This is a genomic window from Labrenzia sp. R5_0, assembly GCF_017743835.1.
GTDB classification, from domain to species: Bacteria; Pseudomonadota; Alphaproteobacteria; order Rhizobiales; family Stappiaceae; genus Roseibium; species Roseibium algicola.
Genome location: NZ_JAGHRK010000001.1, coordinates 638,091 through 653,084 on the forward strand (window position 1 = coordinate 638,091; position 14,994 = coordinate 653,084).

12 protein-coding genes are annotated in these 14,994 nt (G+C 59.7%); 11 read left to right on the top strand and 1 reads right to left on the bottom strand.

All coding sequences use genetic code 11. From position 1 onward, the window contains the following. The first annotated feature begins 36 nt into the window (after window positions 1-36). The gene (locus J7447_RS02970) at window positions 37-1,215 is read left to right on the top strand and encodes an MFS transporter (RefSeq protein ID WP_209168699.1); all 1,179 of its coding nucleotides are present in this window, start codon (window positions 37-39) and stop codon (window positions 1,213-1,215) included. Window positions 1,216-1,236: 21 nt separating this feature from the next. Here J7447_RS02970 and J7447_RS02975 read toward each other — a convergent pair whose 3' ends face one another. Further along, a complete protein-coding gene (locus tag J7447_RS02975; protein ID WP_075284260.1) occupies window positions 1,237-2,160 on the bottom strand; it encodes a LysR substrate-binding domain-containing protein in 924 nt (307 codons plus the stop codon). A gap of 251 nt (window positions 2,161-2,411) precedes the next feature. On the opposite strand from J7447_RS02975, the gene katG reads away from it, so the two are divergent. The 10 genes from katG to J7447_RS03025 all read left to right on the top strand — a co-directional run bounded on the left by katG (window position 2,412) and on the right by J7447_RS03025 (window position 14,963). Then, on the top strand, window positions 2,412-4,583 hold the full coding sequence (gene katG, locus J7447_RS02980; protein ID WP_209168700.1) for a catalase/peroxidase HPI: 2,172 nt from the start codon (window positions 2,412-2,414) through the stop codon (window positions 4,581-4,583). Window positions 4,584-4,858: 275 nt separating this feature from the next. Further along, on the top strand, window positions 4,859-5,623 hold the full coding sequence (gene fabI / locus J7447_RS02985) for an enoyl-ACP reductase FabI (RefSeq protein WP_023000033.1): 765 nt from the start codon (window positions 4,859-4,861) through the stop codon (window positions 5,621-5,623). A 9-nt stretch (window positions 5,624-5,632) separates the two neighbouring features. Beyond that, window positions 5,633-8,272 (top strand): DUF3141 domain-containing protein, encoded by a 2,640-nt coding sequence (locus tag J7447_RS02990; RefSeq protein ID WP_286188894.1) that lies wholly within the window; start codon window positions 5,633-5,635, stop codon window positions 8,270-8,272. 425 nt (window positions 8,273-8,697) lie between these two features. Then, a complete protein-coding gene (locus tag J7447_RS02995) occupies window positions 8,698-10,059 on the top strand; it encodes a DUF2157 domain-containing protein (RefSeq protein ID WP_209168701.1) in 1,362 nt (453 codons plus the stop codon). Beyond that, complete coding sequence (locus tag J7447_RS03000; protein WP_055658523.1) at window positions 10,056-10,628, top strand: GDYXXLXY domain-containing protein; 573 nt, start codon at window positions 10,056-10,058, stop codon at window positions 10,626-10,628. Before J7447_RS02995 ends, J7447_RS03000 begins: the two co-directional genes overlap by 4 nt. A 57-nt stretch (window positions 10,629-10,685) precedes the next feature. Next, window positions 10,686-11,729 (top strand): class I SAM-dependent methyltransferase, encoded by a 1,044-nt coding sequence (locus J7447_RS03005; protein WP_209168702.1) that lies wholly within the window; start codon window positions 10,686-10,688, stop codon window positions 11,727-11,729. 1 nt (window position 11,730) lies between these two features. Further along, window positions 11,731-12,435 carry a pseudouridine synthase gene (locus tag J7447_RS03010; protein WP_055658527.1) on the top strand — a complete coding sequence of 235 codons (705 nt, stop codon included), beginning with the start codon at window positions 11,731-11,733 and terminating at the stop codon, window positions 12,433-12,435. A 221-nt stretch (window positions 12,436-12,656) separates the two neighbouring features. Further along, window positions 12,657-13,445, top strand: coding sequence for a DUF4394 domain-containing protein (locus tag J7447_RS03015; RefSeq protein WP_023000039.1), 789 nt, complete (start codon window positions 12,657-12,659; stop codon window positions 13,443-13,445). 235 nt (window positions 13,446-13,680) lie between these two features. After that, entirely contained in the window at window positions 13,681-14,229 is a 549-nt protein-coding gene (locus tag J7447_RS03020) for a sigma-70 family RNA polymerase sigma factor (RefSeq protein WP_023000040.1), read from the top strand. Continuing rightward, window positions 14,226-14,963, top strand: coding sequence for an anti-sigma factor (locus J7447_RS03025; protein WP_209168703.1), 738 nt, complete (start codon window positions 14,226-14,228; stop codon window positions 14,961-14,963). The genes J7447_RS03020 and J7447_RS03025 overlap by 4 nt, the downstream gene beginning before the upstream one ends. Window positions 14,964-14,994 lie beyond the last annotated feature (31 nt).

The window sequence follows — 14,994 nt, forward strand, 5'->3', positions numbered from 1 at the left end:
TCTGTCTCGCCACACTTGCTCCCTCGAAAGCTGCAAATGCTCGTCCGCGACCGCGCCTTTTTCGCGTCCATGTTCCTGACGGTTCTGGCCGACCAGATCCTCCTGTTTCTGGTGCCGCTGGTGATCTTCCAGATAACCGGCGATGTCGCCTGGTCCGGCCTTGCCTTCTTCTTCGAAACCTTGCCGCGCTACCTGACATTTCCAGTCGCAGGAATTCTGTGTGACCGGTTCTCGCCGATCCTGCTGCTGCGTATCAGCCGCATCCTGCGGGCTCTGGCCTGTATTGTCGGTATAGCCGGTCAGCTTGCATTTGGTGGGGTCTGGTGGCTGATCGGGCTTTCTGCCGTTGTCGGCATTTTCACGACCCAGGGCATGCTGGCGCTGGAAATGGTGCTTGTACGTGCCTTCTCCGACCAGCGTTTCGAAAAAGTGGCGAGTTACGGACAGCTCGCCTCGCAAATGGGCGTCGTGCTCGGTCCGTTGGTCGCCGCCTACCTCATGGCGTTCTGGCCCTGGCAGGCAGTGGTCGTGCTGGCAACGGTCCTGTTTGTGTTGGCCGATCTAGCCTTTTACTTCTGGCCCGGTCAGGCGCGAATGGAAGACGCTCCAGGCAAGCGTGTTTCGCGCCATCCCGTGGCGGACCTCAATCACGCGCTCAAGCTGGTCTGGGCATTGCCGGGCCTGACGCGGGCAATCCTGCAGGCCGCCGGCGTCAACCTGATCATTGGCGCGACGTTGGCAACGGCTGCCGCCATGATGACGGGCTTTTTCAGCCAAAGCGAACAGGTCTACGCCTGGCTTCAGGTCGGCGGAGCCCTGGCGACACTTGCCGTCCTGACGCTGACCGCACATGTTGCGCTCAGCCTGAAGACTCTCGGCGTTACGGCTTACGGGTTGATCTGCGCGGGGGCCGTGCTGACAGGCCTTGGAGCCCATCCGCTGATTTATGCGGCAGGTTTCCTGCTGATTGCCGGGTTCGACAAGATGTTCAACATCTATGTACGCACCTTACGCAAGGAGATCATACCGCCGGAGGAATTCGGCAAGACAACCGGCGTGATCATCTGCCTCAACAATCTGTCGCAGCCGCTGGCTGGCCTCATCGTCGCCATCTTCGCAGCTGGAGACGACGCAAGGGCCGTCCTGCTTGGCCTTGCCGGTGCAATGGCAGTGCTGGGCGTCATGACATTCCGGCGCGCTGCCACACAGTCGTAACACGTGGCGCGGGGGGGCAGATCAGCTGATAGCCGGCTGGTCTCGCAAGGCCGTCAGTCCTTCTGCTGACCGCCTGACGATATCCGCGATCTCGGTGAGCTGGCCTGCCAGCGGGCTCCTTCTGCGCCAGACCATGCCGATTGTCCGGGTCGGCTCGGGGGCTTCAAAACGCGAGATTGCCACCGATGCGGATCGGGTCTCCACGGGAACGGCCATTTCCGGAATCAGGGTGACGCCCATCCCCGCACTGACCATCTGGACAAGCGTTGAAAGGGAACTTGCGTCCAGCACTTCGCGCGGCGGGCCGGATTGCAGGTTGCAGAAGGACAGGGCCTGATCGCGAAAACAATGGCCTTCCTCCAGCAAAAGCAACCGCATCTCGCGCAGGCTGTCGGCGCTCGGCATTGGCGCGTTGGCTTCCCGCGCCGAGCGCACCAGCACAAAGCGTTCGCTGAAAAGGGCCGTTTCCGCAAGTGTGCCTTCGGAAACCGGCAAGGCCACGATGGCCGTGTCGAGGCGACCTTCGTCCAGCTCGTCGATAAGGTTTGGCGTCACTGTCTCTCGCACATGAATGTCCAGCTCCGGATAGCTCCTGGTCAATGCTCCGACAACGCTCGGCAGGAGATAGGGAGCGACAGTCGGAATGACGCCGATGCGCAGCCGCCCGACAAGCCTTTCGCGTGATGCCCTGGCAAGGTCACCAAGCTCCTCGGTGGCCCGCAGGATGTCGCGGGCACGCTCGGCGGCAACTTCACCAAAATGTGTCAGGCGGATTTGTCTGGCCCCGCGTTCGAACAAGCTTGCGCCGAGCACTTCCTCCATTTCCTTGATCTGCATGGACAGCGCCGGCTGCGAAATGGCGCAGGCCTCGGCTGCCTTGCCGAAATGACCGTGCCGGGCGAGGGCCTCGAAATAGCGCAACTGTTTGAGGGTGATATTGATCATAAGCATAACTTATCGAACTTATCAGAAAATTCAACTTCCTCTGATCGATTGCCTTTGCTAGCGTCAATCTGCACAGACGAGATCAGGTGGCATGCAAACACCCCTTGCGATGCCGGTTGATTTTTGTGCGCGGAGATTTTGGGAGATTTGAGGAAACCGATCTGTCCCGGGCCCATACGGGCCTTGCGGATATCACGGGCGTCTCACGCGGCCCGAATAATCGAACGTTTCAGATGACAGTGGAGAGAGTTATGGACGCTAAGGTGGAAAAGACAGGCGGTTGCCCTGTAATGCACGGCGGCAACACGGCGATGGACAAGCCGGTAACGAAATGGTGGCCGGATGCGTTGAACCTCGACATCCTGCACCAGCGCGGTGCGCGCACCAATCCGATGGACCCCGACTTCGACTACCGTGAAGCCGTGAAGGGTCTCGACCACGAGGCAGTCAAGGCCGACGTCCGTGCGCTCATGACCGAAAGCCAGGATTGGTGGCCGGCTGACTGGGGTCACTACGGCGGTCTGATGATCCGCCTGGCATGGCATTCCGCCGGTTCCTACCGCATGCAGGACGGCCGCGGCGGCGCGGGCTCCGGCAATATCCGGTTCGCTCCGCTGAACTCCTGGCCCGACAACGCCAGCCTGGACAAGGCCCGCCGTCTGCTGTGGCCCGTCAAGAAGAAATACGGCAACGCGCTTTCCTGGGCCGACCTGATCATTCTGGCCGGTAACATGGCTTACGAATCCATGGGTTTCAAAACCTTCGGTTTCGGTTTCGGCCGCGAAGACATCTGGGGTCCGGAAACCGATGTCTACTGGGGCTCGGAAAAGGAATGGCTCGCACCGGTCGAGAACCGTTTTGAAAACGCCGATGATGCGACCTCCCTGGAGAACCCGCTTGCGGCGATCCACATGGGCCTGATCTACGTCAACCCGGAAGGCGTGAATGGCCAGCCGGACCCGGTCAGAACCGCAGCGCATGTTCGCGAAACCTTCAAGCGCATGGCGATGAACGACGAGGAAACCGCGGCATTGACTTGTGGCGGCCACACCGTCGGCAAGGCCCATGGCAACCGGTCTGCCGAAGGAATTGGTGTCGAGCCGGAAGCCGCCGGCGTCGAGTCGCAGGGCTTCGGCTGGGCGAACACCGAACAGGCTGGCAAGGCTTCCAATGCGTTCACCTCCGGTATCGAAGGTGCCTGGACGCAATTCCCGATCCAGTTTGACATGGGCTACTTCGATTACCTGTTCAACTACGACTGGGAACTGCGCAAGTCCCCGGCTGGTGCCTGGCAGTGGGAACCGGTCAACATGCCGGAAGACAAGAAGCCGGTTGATGCATCTGATCCGTCGATCCGCCGGAACCCGATGATGACCGATGCCGACATGGGCATGAAGATGGACCCGGTCTACAACGAGATCTGCCGGAAGTTCATGGCTGACGAAGCCTATTTCCGCGATTGTTTTGCCCGCGCCTGGTTCAAGCTGACCCACCGCGACATGGGCCCGAAGGTCAACTACCTCGGTCCGGACGTCCCGGCTGAAGACCTGATCTGGCAGGACCCGATCCCGGCTGGTTCCACCTCCTACGATGTGGACGCCGTGAAAGCGAAAATCGCCGCCAGTGGCCTGACCGCTGCAGAGATGATCGCAACCGCATGGGACAGCGCCCGGACCTTCCGTGGCTCCGACAAGCGCGGCGGCGCCAATGGGGCGCGCATCCGTCTCGCGCCGCAGAAGGACTGGGAAGGCAATGAACCGGCACGCCTCGCCAAGGTTCTGGCCAAGCTCGAGCCGATTGCTGCCGAAACCGGTGCTTCGGTTGCCGATGTCATTGTTCTGGCCGGCAATCTTGGTGTGGAACAGGCAATCAAGGCAGGTGGCTTCAACGTCTCTGTTCCGTTCGCTCCGGGCCGCGGTGACGCAACCGACGAACAGACGGATGCAGAGTCCTTTGAAGTTCTGGAGCCGCTCGCTGACGGCTTCCGCAACTGGCAGAAGAAGAAATACGTTGTCAGCCCGGAAGAGATGATGCTCGACCGTGCACAGCTCTTGGGCCTGACCGCGCGTGAAATGACTGTCCTGGTGGGTGGCCTGCGCGTGCTGGGGACCAACTACGGTGGTTCCAAGCATGGTGTCTTCACCGACCGTGAAGGTGCCCTGACCACGGACTTCTTCGTCAACCTGACCGACATGGCCAACAGCTGGCATCCGGTTGCTGACGGTGCCTACGAAGTGCGCGACCGTCAGCTGGGCACGTTGAAGTGGACCGCAACCAGCGCAGACCTGGTCTTCGGCTCCAATTCCATCCTGCGGGCCTATGCGGAAGTCTACGCTCAGGACGACAACAACGAGAAGTTCGTGAAGGACTTCGTTGAAGCCTGGACCAAGGTCATGAACGCAGACCGGTTCGACCTGATCTAAGGACGGTATCTGCAATTTGAGACAGATGGCGGCGCGCCGGGGTTTCCCGGGGCGCCGTTTTCTTTGGGCGGGGTTTCCGTCCGGTGCTGATTTTGCGCTGCAGCAGATCATTTTCATCAGCATTAACCCTTATCTCCTTGAAAAGGTCATTGTTCCGTCACAAGGTTTATGTTGCACTGCGAAGCAGTTTCAGGTTGCGCTTGAGACAGCGAAGTGTGGTGGTCGGCCGGTTTCCCTCCGTCCTGGCCGCCCAAGGTTTCGGGAGCTGTGCGCATATGTTTGATTTGACGGGCCACAAGGCCCTTGTTGTCGGGGTCGCCAACGATCAGTCCATCGCCTATGGCTGCGCCAAGGCCTTCCGTGCGCAGGGAGCAGATCTGGCAATCACTTATCTGAATGAGCGGGCCGAAGCCTACGTGCGGCCTCTGGCCGAACAGCTCGATGCGGAAATCATTGCCCCGCTCGACGTGCGTAATACCGAGCAGATGGACGCGCTGTTTTCCGAGATTGAGGCCAAATGGGGCCGTCTCGACACTTTGCTCCATTCCATCGCCTTCTCCAAAAAGGAAGACCTGCATGGTCGTGTGATCGACTGTTCCGCGGACGGCTTTTCGCTGGCCATGGACGTTTCCGTCCACTCCTTCCTGCGGCTTATCAAAAGGGCCGAGCCGCTCATGCCCCATGGCGGTACCTGCATGACAGTCTCTTTCATGGGCGCGCAGAAGGTCGTCGAGAACTATGGCGTCATGGGCCCGGTCAAGGCCGCGCTGGAAGCGGCCACCCGCTACGCGGCAGCCGAGCTCGGATCGAAGGGGATCTCGGTCCATGCGCTGTCGCCAGGTCCGCTCAAGACCCGTGCCGCATCGGGCATTGCCGAATTCGACGCATTACTGAACGACGCGGCTGAACGCGCGCCGACACACCAACTGGCCACGATCGACGATGTCGGGGCCTATGCCGCCTTTCTTGCCAGCCGGGAGGCGTTCAACGTCACCGGGGCCGTGCACCCGATCGACGGTGGCTACAGCATTCTTGGATAGGAGGTCCTGATGAAGGACATTTTTGACGCGCTTGAAAAAGGCCAGAACGAATTTCTGGAATCGCTGCATGATGCCACCGCCTGGGGCCCCTCGGAGCGTTTTACGGCACTGCAGGCCCAGGCGACGGAGCTGTCCAACCTGGCGGAACTGATGGGCAGGGGACTGACCAAGCACCTGACCCGGATCTCGGACGATCACAAGACCCGCTGGCAGTCGAATATTTCCGAGTTCGGCAAAGCCGTGGAAGCCATGGGCGGTGCGCAGGAAAAAGGGTCTTTATACGAGGCCTGGGAAGACTACTGGAAGGATGCGGCCCAGCGCATGGTCCTCACAATGGACACGCTTCGTCAGCGCGGTGACATCTTCCTGGATCACGAAGAGGCCGGCTGTCCACCTGTCCTGATCTATGACTATGAAGTGGTTCTGGATGGTGCCGATCTGCCGCGCCCCAGCTGTTACATGCTGCTGAAAATCATTCCGCCCGCAGATCTGCCGTGCCGTGATCCGAAACCCTGGAAACGGCCCTATATCATCATCGATCCACGGGCCGGACACGGAGCCGGGATCGGCGGTTTCAAGCCGGACAGTCAGGTGGGCGTTGCCCTGCATGACGGTCACCCGGTGTACTTCGTTGCCTTCAAGCGGATGCCGGAGAAAGGCCAGACACTGGCGGACGTGACCCATGCCGAGGCGGCCTTCGTGCGCAAGGTCATGGAGCTTCACCCCGAAGCTCCGAACCCGGTGGTTACGGGGAATTGCCAGGGTGGTTGGGCGACGCTGCTGCTGGCTGCCATGAATCCGGATCTGACCGGGCCGGTCATCCTCAATGGTGCGCCTGTGTCCACATGGTCCGGCCGGGTCGGTGAAAACCCGATGCGCTACAATGCCGGTGTCCTGGGTGGGACCTGGAACGCGATGTATTACTCCGACCTTGGTCACGGCATCTTCGATGGCGCCGACATCGTGCAGAACTTCGAACTGCTCAATCCGGCCCGGAACTACTTCGGCAAGTACTATGATCTCTATGCCAAGGTAGACACCGAGCCGAAGCGCTTCCTGGAGTTCGAACGCTGGTGGGGCGGGTATTTCCTGCTGAACGAAGCGGAGATGAAGTGGATTGTCGAGCAGCTCTTCGTCGGCAACCGTCTTTCCAAGAACGAGGCACAGCTCGAGCCCGGCCGAAACGTCGACATCAAGCATATTCGCGCGCCGATCATCGTTTTCGCCAGCTATGGCGACAACATCACACCGCCGCAGCAGGCCCTAAACTGGATCATCGACACCTACACGGATGAGCGGGAAATCGCCATTCGTGGCCAACGGATCATCTATATGATCCACGAACAGGTTGGCCATCTTGGCATTTTCGTGTCCTCCAAGATTGCGAAGAAGGAGCACACGGAAGTCACATCGACACTGAAGACAATCGAGGCGCTGGCGCCAGGCCTCTACGAAATGACCATCGACGACTATGAAGGCCCGCTGCTGGAGCGGGAATTCACGGTCAGCTTCCATGAGCGCAAGATGGAAGACCTGACGAAGATCGATGATGGCCGGGACGATGAAATACCCTTTGCCGCTGTTGCCCGTGCATCCGAGCAGCAGGCCGAATTCTACGATGTTTGCGTACGGCCTTTCGTGCAGGCTTTCGTCACCGAGCAGAGCGCGGATCTGCGTCGCAAGAGCCATCCGCTCAGAATGCAGCGTGCGCTGTTCTCCAGCCTCAATCCGGCTCTCGGCTGGTTGCCCGGCATTGCCGAGCGTGCAAGGAACGAAAGGTCGCCGGCCGCTGCAGGCAATCCGTTTGTCGAACTGGAAATGGTCAATGCGGCCCTGATCGAGCAGTCCATGGATCTTTTCCGGGATTTGCGCGACACAGCCTACGAGAACCTCTTCTATTCCATTTGGGGCACGCCCTACATGCGCTGGTTCGGCCGAACCAAGCAACCGGGCCGGACGCTGAAGCGCAAGGACGAGTTGCGCAGCTTGCCGCCGGTCCAGGCAGCCCTGATGCATATCGAGGAAGGTGGTTTCTGCGAAGCGGTGATCCGTATGCTGATCCTGCTTGCCGACAGCCGGGGCAATGTTCGCCGCGACCGTCTGGAACGCTCGGCTCGTGTTCTGACACAGGACGAACCATTCAAATCGTTGAATGCGGACGAACGCAGCTTCATTCTTCAGGAACAGACGCTGATCGTCGAATTTGCCCCCGAACTGGCAATCGAAACCTTGCCAAAGCTTCTGAAAACCCCGGAAGAGCGGGAACTCGCGGCCAAGGTTGTGCGGTTCATTCCCGGCGCAATAGACGAAATGACGCCGCATACACTGGAAACGCTGCAGCAGTTCCACAAGGTGCTGGGTCTGCCGCCTGTTTCGGGAGACATCACGGAAGATCCCCTTGCCGTGACCGATGTAGTCGTCGAGCCGGGCAAGGAAGACGCCCGAGCGGCACAGGAAGAGGCGGCGAGCAAGGCCGCCGCGAAGTCCGCGCCAACGCGGACAGCTCCCGTTAGGGCGGCTTCGGCTGCGGCAGTGCCGAGCAAATCGTCTCCTCGCATGACTGCAACGCGAAAGGCTGCGGCGCGCAAGACGACGGCTCCACGCAAATCACGCAGCAGTGCGAAAAAACCGCAGGAACCGGCTGAATAATAATAGGGGGCGTCCGGGCCTCTCGGACGCCCCCACAGAGCCCCCCTGGAATTATTTTTGGAGTTTGGCTCTGATCTGAAACGGTGTTTCGCTTAGCAGGCTAAGACATGTTTCCGGCAATCCGGCACAGGTGGCGCCGATGTCCAGTCGCCGGATTTGTCCGTTAAGCATAGCAAGATCGGTGCTGCTCACAAGTGCCGGAACGCTGCTTCCGGCAGTAATTTGAGCTGCCGAATTTCGAACTCTGTTTTTATTGCATTTTTCGCTACGCTCCAGCGTGATGGCGAAAGACAAACTTCCTATTCGCCACCCGAATGCCTACTTCTTGTCCGAAGCAGAGCCGCTCGTGGTTCGGAATCCCGTGTACCTGGGTGAGGGAAAACCGTGCTGCGAGAGAAAAATGAAGAGAAAACTGGCGGAGCCGCATGTTCGACTGGGCCTATAAGAAACGCTTGAAGGACGACCTGGAACTTTGGGTCGAGAAGGGCTGGGTGAGTTCTGCCGGTGCAACGGCCATATTGAAGGAGCAGGATCAGGACGACGGTCGTTCACGCCTGCCCATGGCCCTTGCCGGAATTGGAATGGTCTGCGTGGCTTTGGCACTGCTGGCATTCATAGCGGCAAACTGGGGAGCTATTCCGAAGTCCGTGAAGCTCGTCGGCATTGCACTGCTTGTCGTTGCGAGCAACGGTCTTGCGGCCTTTGCTGCAACAAGAGGGCGCAAGGGTGTTGCGGATCTTGCCACTGGCTTTGCCACGCTGGTTTTTCTCGGTGGCATGGCGCTGGTCGGACAGATCTTCCACTTGCCCGCCGACTGGCCCGGTGGTGCTTTCCTTGTCTGTCTCGGTGCATTGGCTGCCGCGTGGCTCACCGGTTCGAAAACATCCCTGATCGTCGCTGCCGGTGCTGCCATAACCTGGCAGGTCATGCGGTCCGAATTCGGTTCGGCACCGCTGATGGAAGATCTGATCGGGCTTCTCCTTCTTGTCGCGGTGTTTGCACATCCGGTCGTTCATCCCGCACGGCTTTCGCGCTGGGCCGCGATTTCGCTGCTCTGGGTAACCTATGGCCGCTGGTTTGGCGAAACAGCGGAACTGATGAGCTCCAGCGATGATTTCATCACTGCAATGTTCCTAGCCGGAACCGGTGGTATGGCGGCCGCGATGATGTTGCTCGATCCCGTTGCCGATCTTTTCGTGAAGTGGTCAAGCGACCGGCCGACGCGCAGTCATGGGCATTGGCTGATGGCAAGGTCCCTTCAGGATGTCGGTATTCTGGTCTTGTCGGTGCTGGTCGTCCTGGCGCTCGTGTTTGTTCCTGAGGTCGCGGATGAACCGTCCTTGGGCGGCCTTGCAACACTCCCTGCCATGGTGCCGTTGGCCGTCGCTCTGGCTCTCCTGGTGACAGGCCTGCTGCTATCCTACAAGACCGTGAAGTCGGGGGCGCTCTTCGGGGCAACCGGCCTGGCGCTCGTGGCCGTGCTGATGCCGGTTTTGACGGCCAACGTTCTCGTTCTTGCAGCCTTTGTTCTGGCGGCACTGATCGGTCTGTGCGCGCTGGGGACATGGTATAACAACAGGTTCTGGATGCTTTGTGCCTATTTCGGCCTGACTGCGGTCGCGCTCTGGCTGCTTCAGGTCACCATCGGCAGTTTGCTGGGGCAGTCGCTGTTCTTCCTGGTGGCAGGAGTTCTGCTGCTGGGAATGGCCCTTTGGCTGGCGCGTCTGATGAGGCGCGGTGGCCGGACGCCGGAACAAGGTGACGTCACCAGGGAGGTTCAGGAATGACCACGGCAACTGCAACTCCCGTTTCAAAACCGCAGTCCCGCGCCCAATGGCTGCTTTGGGGACTTCTGGCCCTGATCCAGCTTGGCCTCATCTCAATCCCGTTGTTCGACCGGCTGGACGTGCAACACAGCGGAACCGCTGTTTCGCTTGCCGTGGTGCCTGTTGACCCGAGAGACCTGCTCCGTGGCGACTATGTGGTGATCAATCTTGCGATCGGTACCATTTCCAGGACGGTGCCCGGAGCTGACAAGGTCCAGTCGGGAGACAGCATCTTCGTCGGTCTGAAGTCAGAAGGAACGGGTGCTGCGGTGCCGGTCCTGATTGCGAAGGAAAGAGCTGACGCCGGTGATCTGGCGATTGCCGGTACCGTTCGCTCCGTCCTTGGTGACGAAATACGGGTGGACTACGGTATCGATGCCTTCTTCCTGCCCGAGGGCGAGGGACTTGAAATCGAACGCATGGACACATCGCGCATTCTTCTTGAAATCTCGTTGACCGAAGACGGCCGGTCACTGCCGGTAAACCTGCTGGTGGATGGAAAAGCATTCCGGTCTGATGCGATCTTTTGACCTTCGGCCATTCTGGCGGTATGAGCGCGTCAGGTGAAACCCGTCTGAAAGACCGCCATGTCCGATCCCGCGCTCGATACACTCGTCTTGCCTCTTGAAACCGGGGCTGTCGAGCTTGCCGACAAGAGTCGCGTCCTGTTCCTGCGCGCAAGGACAGGGCGTTCGCTTGCAGCGCTTGCGGACACAGATCTTGTTTGCGAACAGAGTTTCGCACCAGACCGGGATGCGCTGCAAAAGGCAGGGCTGAAGGTAGACGCGGAGACGGAAGACAAAAGCTTCGACGCTGTTCTCGTTCTTCCCGGTCGTCAACGGCAGGAAGCAAGGGCACAGCTTGCCCGTGCTGTTTCAAAGACACGGCCGGGTGGAACCGTGATTGCCTGCGCGCCCAATACCGAAGGTGCCAAGACGCTGGAAAGCGATCTTCAGGAGCTTCTGGGCAGCGCCGAGAAAATGACCAAGAACAAGTGCCGGGTTGTCTGGAGTGAACTTTCCGATGACAGCCTGAACACCGAGCTTCTCGCCGAATGGCTGGTACTCGATGCGCCGCGGACCGTGCTTGACGGCGCATTCGTCAGCCGGCCGGGCATCTTCGCCTGGGACAGGATCGACCCGGCCTCCAGACTTCTGGCAGACTTTGTGCCGGCAACGCTGAAGGGCAGAGGCGCTGATCTTGGAGCGGGCTTCGGTTATCTGACACGTGCCGTTTTCGAGAAAGCTCCGAAGGTCACTTCGATGGATCTCTACGAGGCGGAAAAGCGTGCGCTGGATCTGGCCGAACAGAACCTGGCTGCCTTCAAGGGGCTCAGAACGATGAACGGCATCTGGTCGGATGTGACCCAGGGCATCGAAGGACCTTACGACTTCATCGTCTCCAACCCGCCGTTCCACCAGGCCGGCAAGGCAGATCGCGCTGACGTCGGTCAGGGCTTCATTCGCGCCGCTGCCCGCGGACTGCGGCCGGGTGGCGAGTTCTTCATGGTCGCGAACCGGCATCTTCCCTACGAGCACACGCTGGGCGAAGTCTTCGCCGATGTGAAACAGCTCGCCGACGAAGGTGGCTACAAGGTGATCCGGGCCGTCAAAGGCAAGGGAGGCCGGTAAGATGCGTCTTGTAAAACTCCTTGCCAATCTCGGCTATGGCAGCCGGAAGGAAATGCAGGTCGCCATCCGCAACGGGTGGCTCACAGACCGCGAGGGCAGCCGTTTGAAGGCGGATGCCAAGACCGCTCACGAGGACATCCTCTTCGACGATGAGCCGCTCGACCCCGCACACGGGGTGGTGATCCTGATGAACAAGCCGCTTGGCTACACCTGCTCCATCAAGGATCAGGGCCGGCTGGTCTATGACCTGTTGCCGGACAGGTTCCGCATGCGCAAGCCGGTTCTGTCCACCATCGGTCGGCTGGACAAGGAAACGTCCGGTGCCTTGCTGTTTACCGACGACGGCACATTCCTGCATCGCGTCATCTCGCCGAAGTCCGAAGTTCCCAAGATCTACGAAGTGACGCTCGACCGCCCGATGAAGGGCGACGAAGGCGCGCTGTTTGCCTCCGGCGACATGATGCTGGAAAGTGAAGACAAGCCGCTGAAGCCGGCGGAGCTTCAGGTTCTGGACGAAACCCATGCCCGGCTGACCCTGCATGAAGGCCGGTATCACCAGGTACGCCGCATGTTTGCGGCAACGGGCAATCACGTCACCGACTTGACCCGCAGTCACATCGGCGGCCTCGGTCTGGAAGGTCTCGAAGAGGGCAAATGGAAAGTGCTGTCCGAAGAAGAAAAGACACGCATTTTCGAAGGCGGATGAGGTCACGGTTTCCTGTTTCTGCTGCGAACCAGGATTTTTTTGTGATGAGAGGTTTCTCTCTTAAGTTCAATAAATTCAGATGCTTATATTTTATTTGATCGCCAATTTCTGAAAAATTCCAAAAAAGATCTCCCCTAGCTGCATCCAAAATTCGATCTGCCGTGTTTCCGGGAAGTGAGGCCAATCCGATGCCTCCTGCCTTTGAAAGACGGAGATCTGAAATGCCCCTTATTGCACGTAGCCTTCTGACAGCATCCGCCCTTGTTCTTGCCGCTGGCGCTGCTCACGCGACCCCTGCGATCGGTCTTGCCGGTGAAAAGACCCTGGTGGTCATCGATAGCAATTCCGGAAAGGTCACCGACACGATGGAAGTTTCCGGTGTCGACAGCCTGCTCGGCATTGACCTGCGGCCGGCAACGGGGCAGCTGATCGGCGTCAGTGGCGCTCATGAAATCGTCGAGATTGATCCGAAGACCGGTGCGGCAACGGTGATTTCCAAGATGGACAAGATGCTGCCGCTGAAAGACGGGCAGCCTGTCATCGTCGACTTCAACCCCAAGGCCAACAAGTTGCGCTTCATGACCGGTGTGACCAACCACCGGGTTGATATCGAAAGCGGCAAGGTGACCGTCGATGGCAGCCTGGCCTTTGAGGAAAAGGACATGCATGCGGGTGAGGCGCCGAACATCGTTGCTGCCGCCTACATCAACTCCTACGGCCAGCCGGAAACGACTGCGATGTACGACATCGACGCGACCATTGGTGCCGTCATCCGTCAGACTTCGCCGAACGATGGCACCCTTGCGGCCGTTGGCAAACTGGGTGTGGACGCTGCCGAAACCTACGCCTTTGATGTCGCAACCGACGCGGAAGGCAACAACAAGGCCTGGCTGGCAACCGGCACGTGGCTGCACACCGTTTCGCTGGAAACCGGCAAGGTGACCGACAGCTGGGAACTGGGTGGCCTGGAATGGCCGCTGCGCGACATCACGTTCATGACCGCGATGTGAGCCCCATCCAAAACACATACTGACAGAGCATCTTCAGCCCGCTGAATGAACAAGGATGCTCTGGGCTTTGCGGCCCCGTCCCACCTGGTTCGCAAAGCCGATTGCCGGAGCAGCCTGGACCACCCACCCCAGGCTGCTCCGGTCCCTTACCGGTACGACTGGTCCGGCAACGCTTCTGATGCGTAGCAGTCAGGAGCCCTGGTGAGATTGAACAAGTGAGACCAACGTGCTGGATATGCCGGAAAGCGTAAGCGAAGTGGATCACGCGGCCCTTCTGGCCGCCTGTGCACGCAAGGACCGGCAGGCCCTGCGACAGATCCTGGAACTGGAAGGCCCCAAGATGCTGGGCATTGCCAAGCGCATGTTGCGCCGGCAGGACCTTGCTGAAGATGCGCTCCAGGATGCGTTGGTCCTGATCTGGCGCAAGGCCTCCCAGTTTGATCCTGCGAAAGGATCCGGGCGCGCGTGGATCTTCGCGGTCCTGCGGAACAGGACCTTGAACATGCTTCGTGACGGGGCCCGGGAATCGGCAACCGATGACGACAAGCTGGAACGCCAGATCGACGGCAGCGAACTGAACGAGGCGTGGGAAATGCTGGGCCATGACAGCGAGTTGCGCCGTTGTCTCGGACGACTGGAAACGGAAAAGCGCAGTGCCGTGCTGATGTCCTATATCTGGGGCTACACCCATGGTGAAATTGCCGGCCGGTTGTCGGCACCCCTTGGAACGGTAAAGGCGTGGGTGCGCCGTGGCCTGACTTCCTTGCGGGAGTGCATGTCATGAGAACGGCTCGCCGAAATCTTGCTGAACTTGCCGACGAATTCGTCATTGGCCTGTGCGACCCAGAAGAACAGCGCGAAGTGGAAGATCGCCTGATGAAGGAGCCGGAATTGGCCGTTCTCGTGGAACTTGCCCGTCAGCGGTTCGCCGCTCTGGACGCCGCTACGCCCCGTGAAGCCGTGCCGGAGAGCCTTTGGCATCGCGTTGAAAGGCGTCTGGACGCGGTGGAAGAGAGTATTGCCGCTCCCGAGACGAAAGACAGTCGTGTTGAGGCGCCGGTGGATCTCAAGTCCGAGAGAGAAAAGCGCAGCAGGCCAATGATGTGGACGGCGGCAGCCAGCCTGGCAGCGAGCCTCGTACTTGCCATCGCGCTTGTCTGGAACCTAATGACGACAGTTCAACCGCAGGTGATTGCCGTGCTTGTCAACGATGCCGGGCAGCCTGTTGCGATGATCGAAGGGGCTGAGAACAACGCGACACAGGTCACGCTTCTGGGGCAGACCGATGTCCCGGCAGGCACGATCCTTCAGCTCTGGACCAAACCGGATCCGGATGGGCCGCCGGTTTCCCTGGGCATCTTCGATGAGCCTAAACAAACGATCCTGCAAGCTGCCGGGTTGCCGGTTCCCAAGCCTGACCAGCTTTATGAGATCACCTTCGAACAGCCGGGAGGCTCTCCAACCGGGTTGCCGACCGGCCCCATCCTCGGCAAGGGTCTTGCCAGGGAGCCTCGATGATCATCGGTGCGAAAAGCACCGGAAGGTGTAA

What these genes read in the sequence shown, in the direction of transcription:
- J7447_RS02970 (WP_209168699.1), top strand. Translation starts at nt 37, where the DNA reads ATGCTCGTCCGCGACCGCGCCTTTTTCGCGTCCATGTTCCTGACGGTT.
- J7447_RS02990 (WP_286188894.1), top strand. Translation starts at nt 5,633, where the DNA reads ATGAAGGACATTTTTGACGCGCTTGAAAAAGGCCAGAACGAATTTCTG.
- J7447_RS03015 (WP_023000039.1), top strand. Translation starts at nt 12,657, where the DNA reads ATGCCCCTTATTGCACGTAGCCTTCTGACAGCATCCGCCCTTGTTCTT.
- J7447_RS02975 (WP_075284260.1), bottom strand. Translation starts at nt 2,160, where the DNA reads ATGATCAATATCACCCTCAAACAGTTGCGCTATTTCGAGGCCCTCGCC.
- J7447_RS03000 (WP_055658523.1), top strand. Translation starts at nt 10,056, where the DNA reads ATGACCACGGCAACTGCAACTCCCGTTTCAAAACCGCAGTCCCGCGCC.
- J7447_RS02995 (WP_209168701.1), top strand. Translation starts at nt 8,698, where the DNA reads ATGTTCGACTGGGCCTATAAGAAACGCTTGAAGGACGACCTGGAACTT.
- J7447_RS03020 (WP_023000040.1), top strand. Translation starts at nt 13,681, where the DNA reads ATGCCGGAAAGCGTAAGCGAAGTGGATCACGCGGCCCTTCTGGCCGCC.
- J7447_RS03005 (WP_209168702.1), top strand. Translation starts at nt 10,686, where the DNA reads ATGTCCGATCCCGCGCTCGATACACTCGTCTTGCCTCTTGAAACCGGG.
- fabI (WP_023000033.1), top strand. Translation starts at nt 4,859, where the DNA reads ATGTTTGATTTGACGGGCCACAAGGCCCTTGTTGTCGGGGTCGCCAAC.
- J7447_RS03025 (WP_209168703.1), top strand. Translation starts at nt 14,226, where the DNA reads ATGAGAACGGCTCGCCGAAATCTTGCTGAACTTGCCGACGAATTCGTC.
- katG (WP_209168700.1), top strand. Translation starts at nt 2,412, where the DNA reads ATGGACGCTAAGGTGGAAAAGACAGGCGGTTGCCCTGTAATGCACGGC.
- J7447_RS03010 (WP_055658527.1), top strand. Translation starts at nt 11,731, where the DNA reads ATGCGTCTTGTAAAACTCCTTGCCAATCTCGGCTATGGCAGCCGGAAG.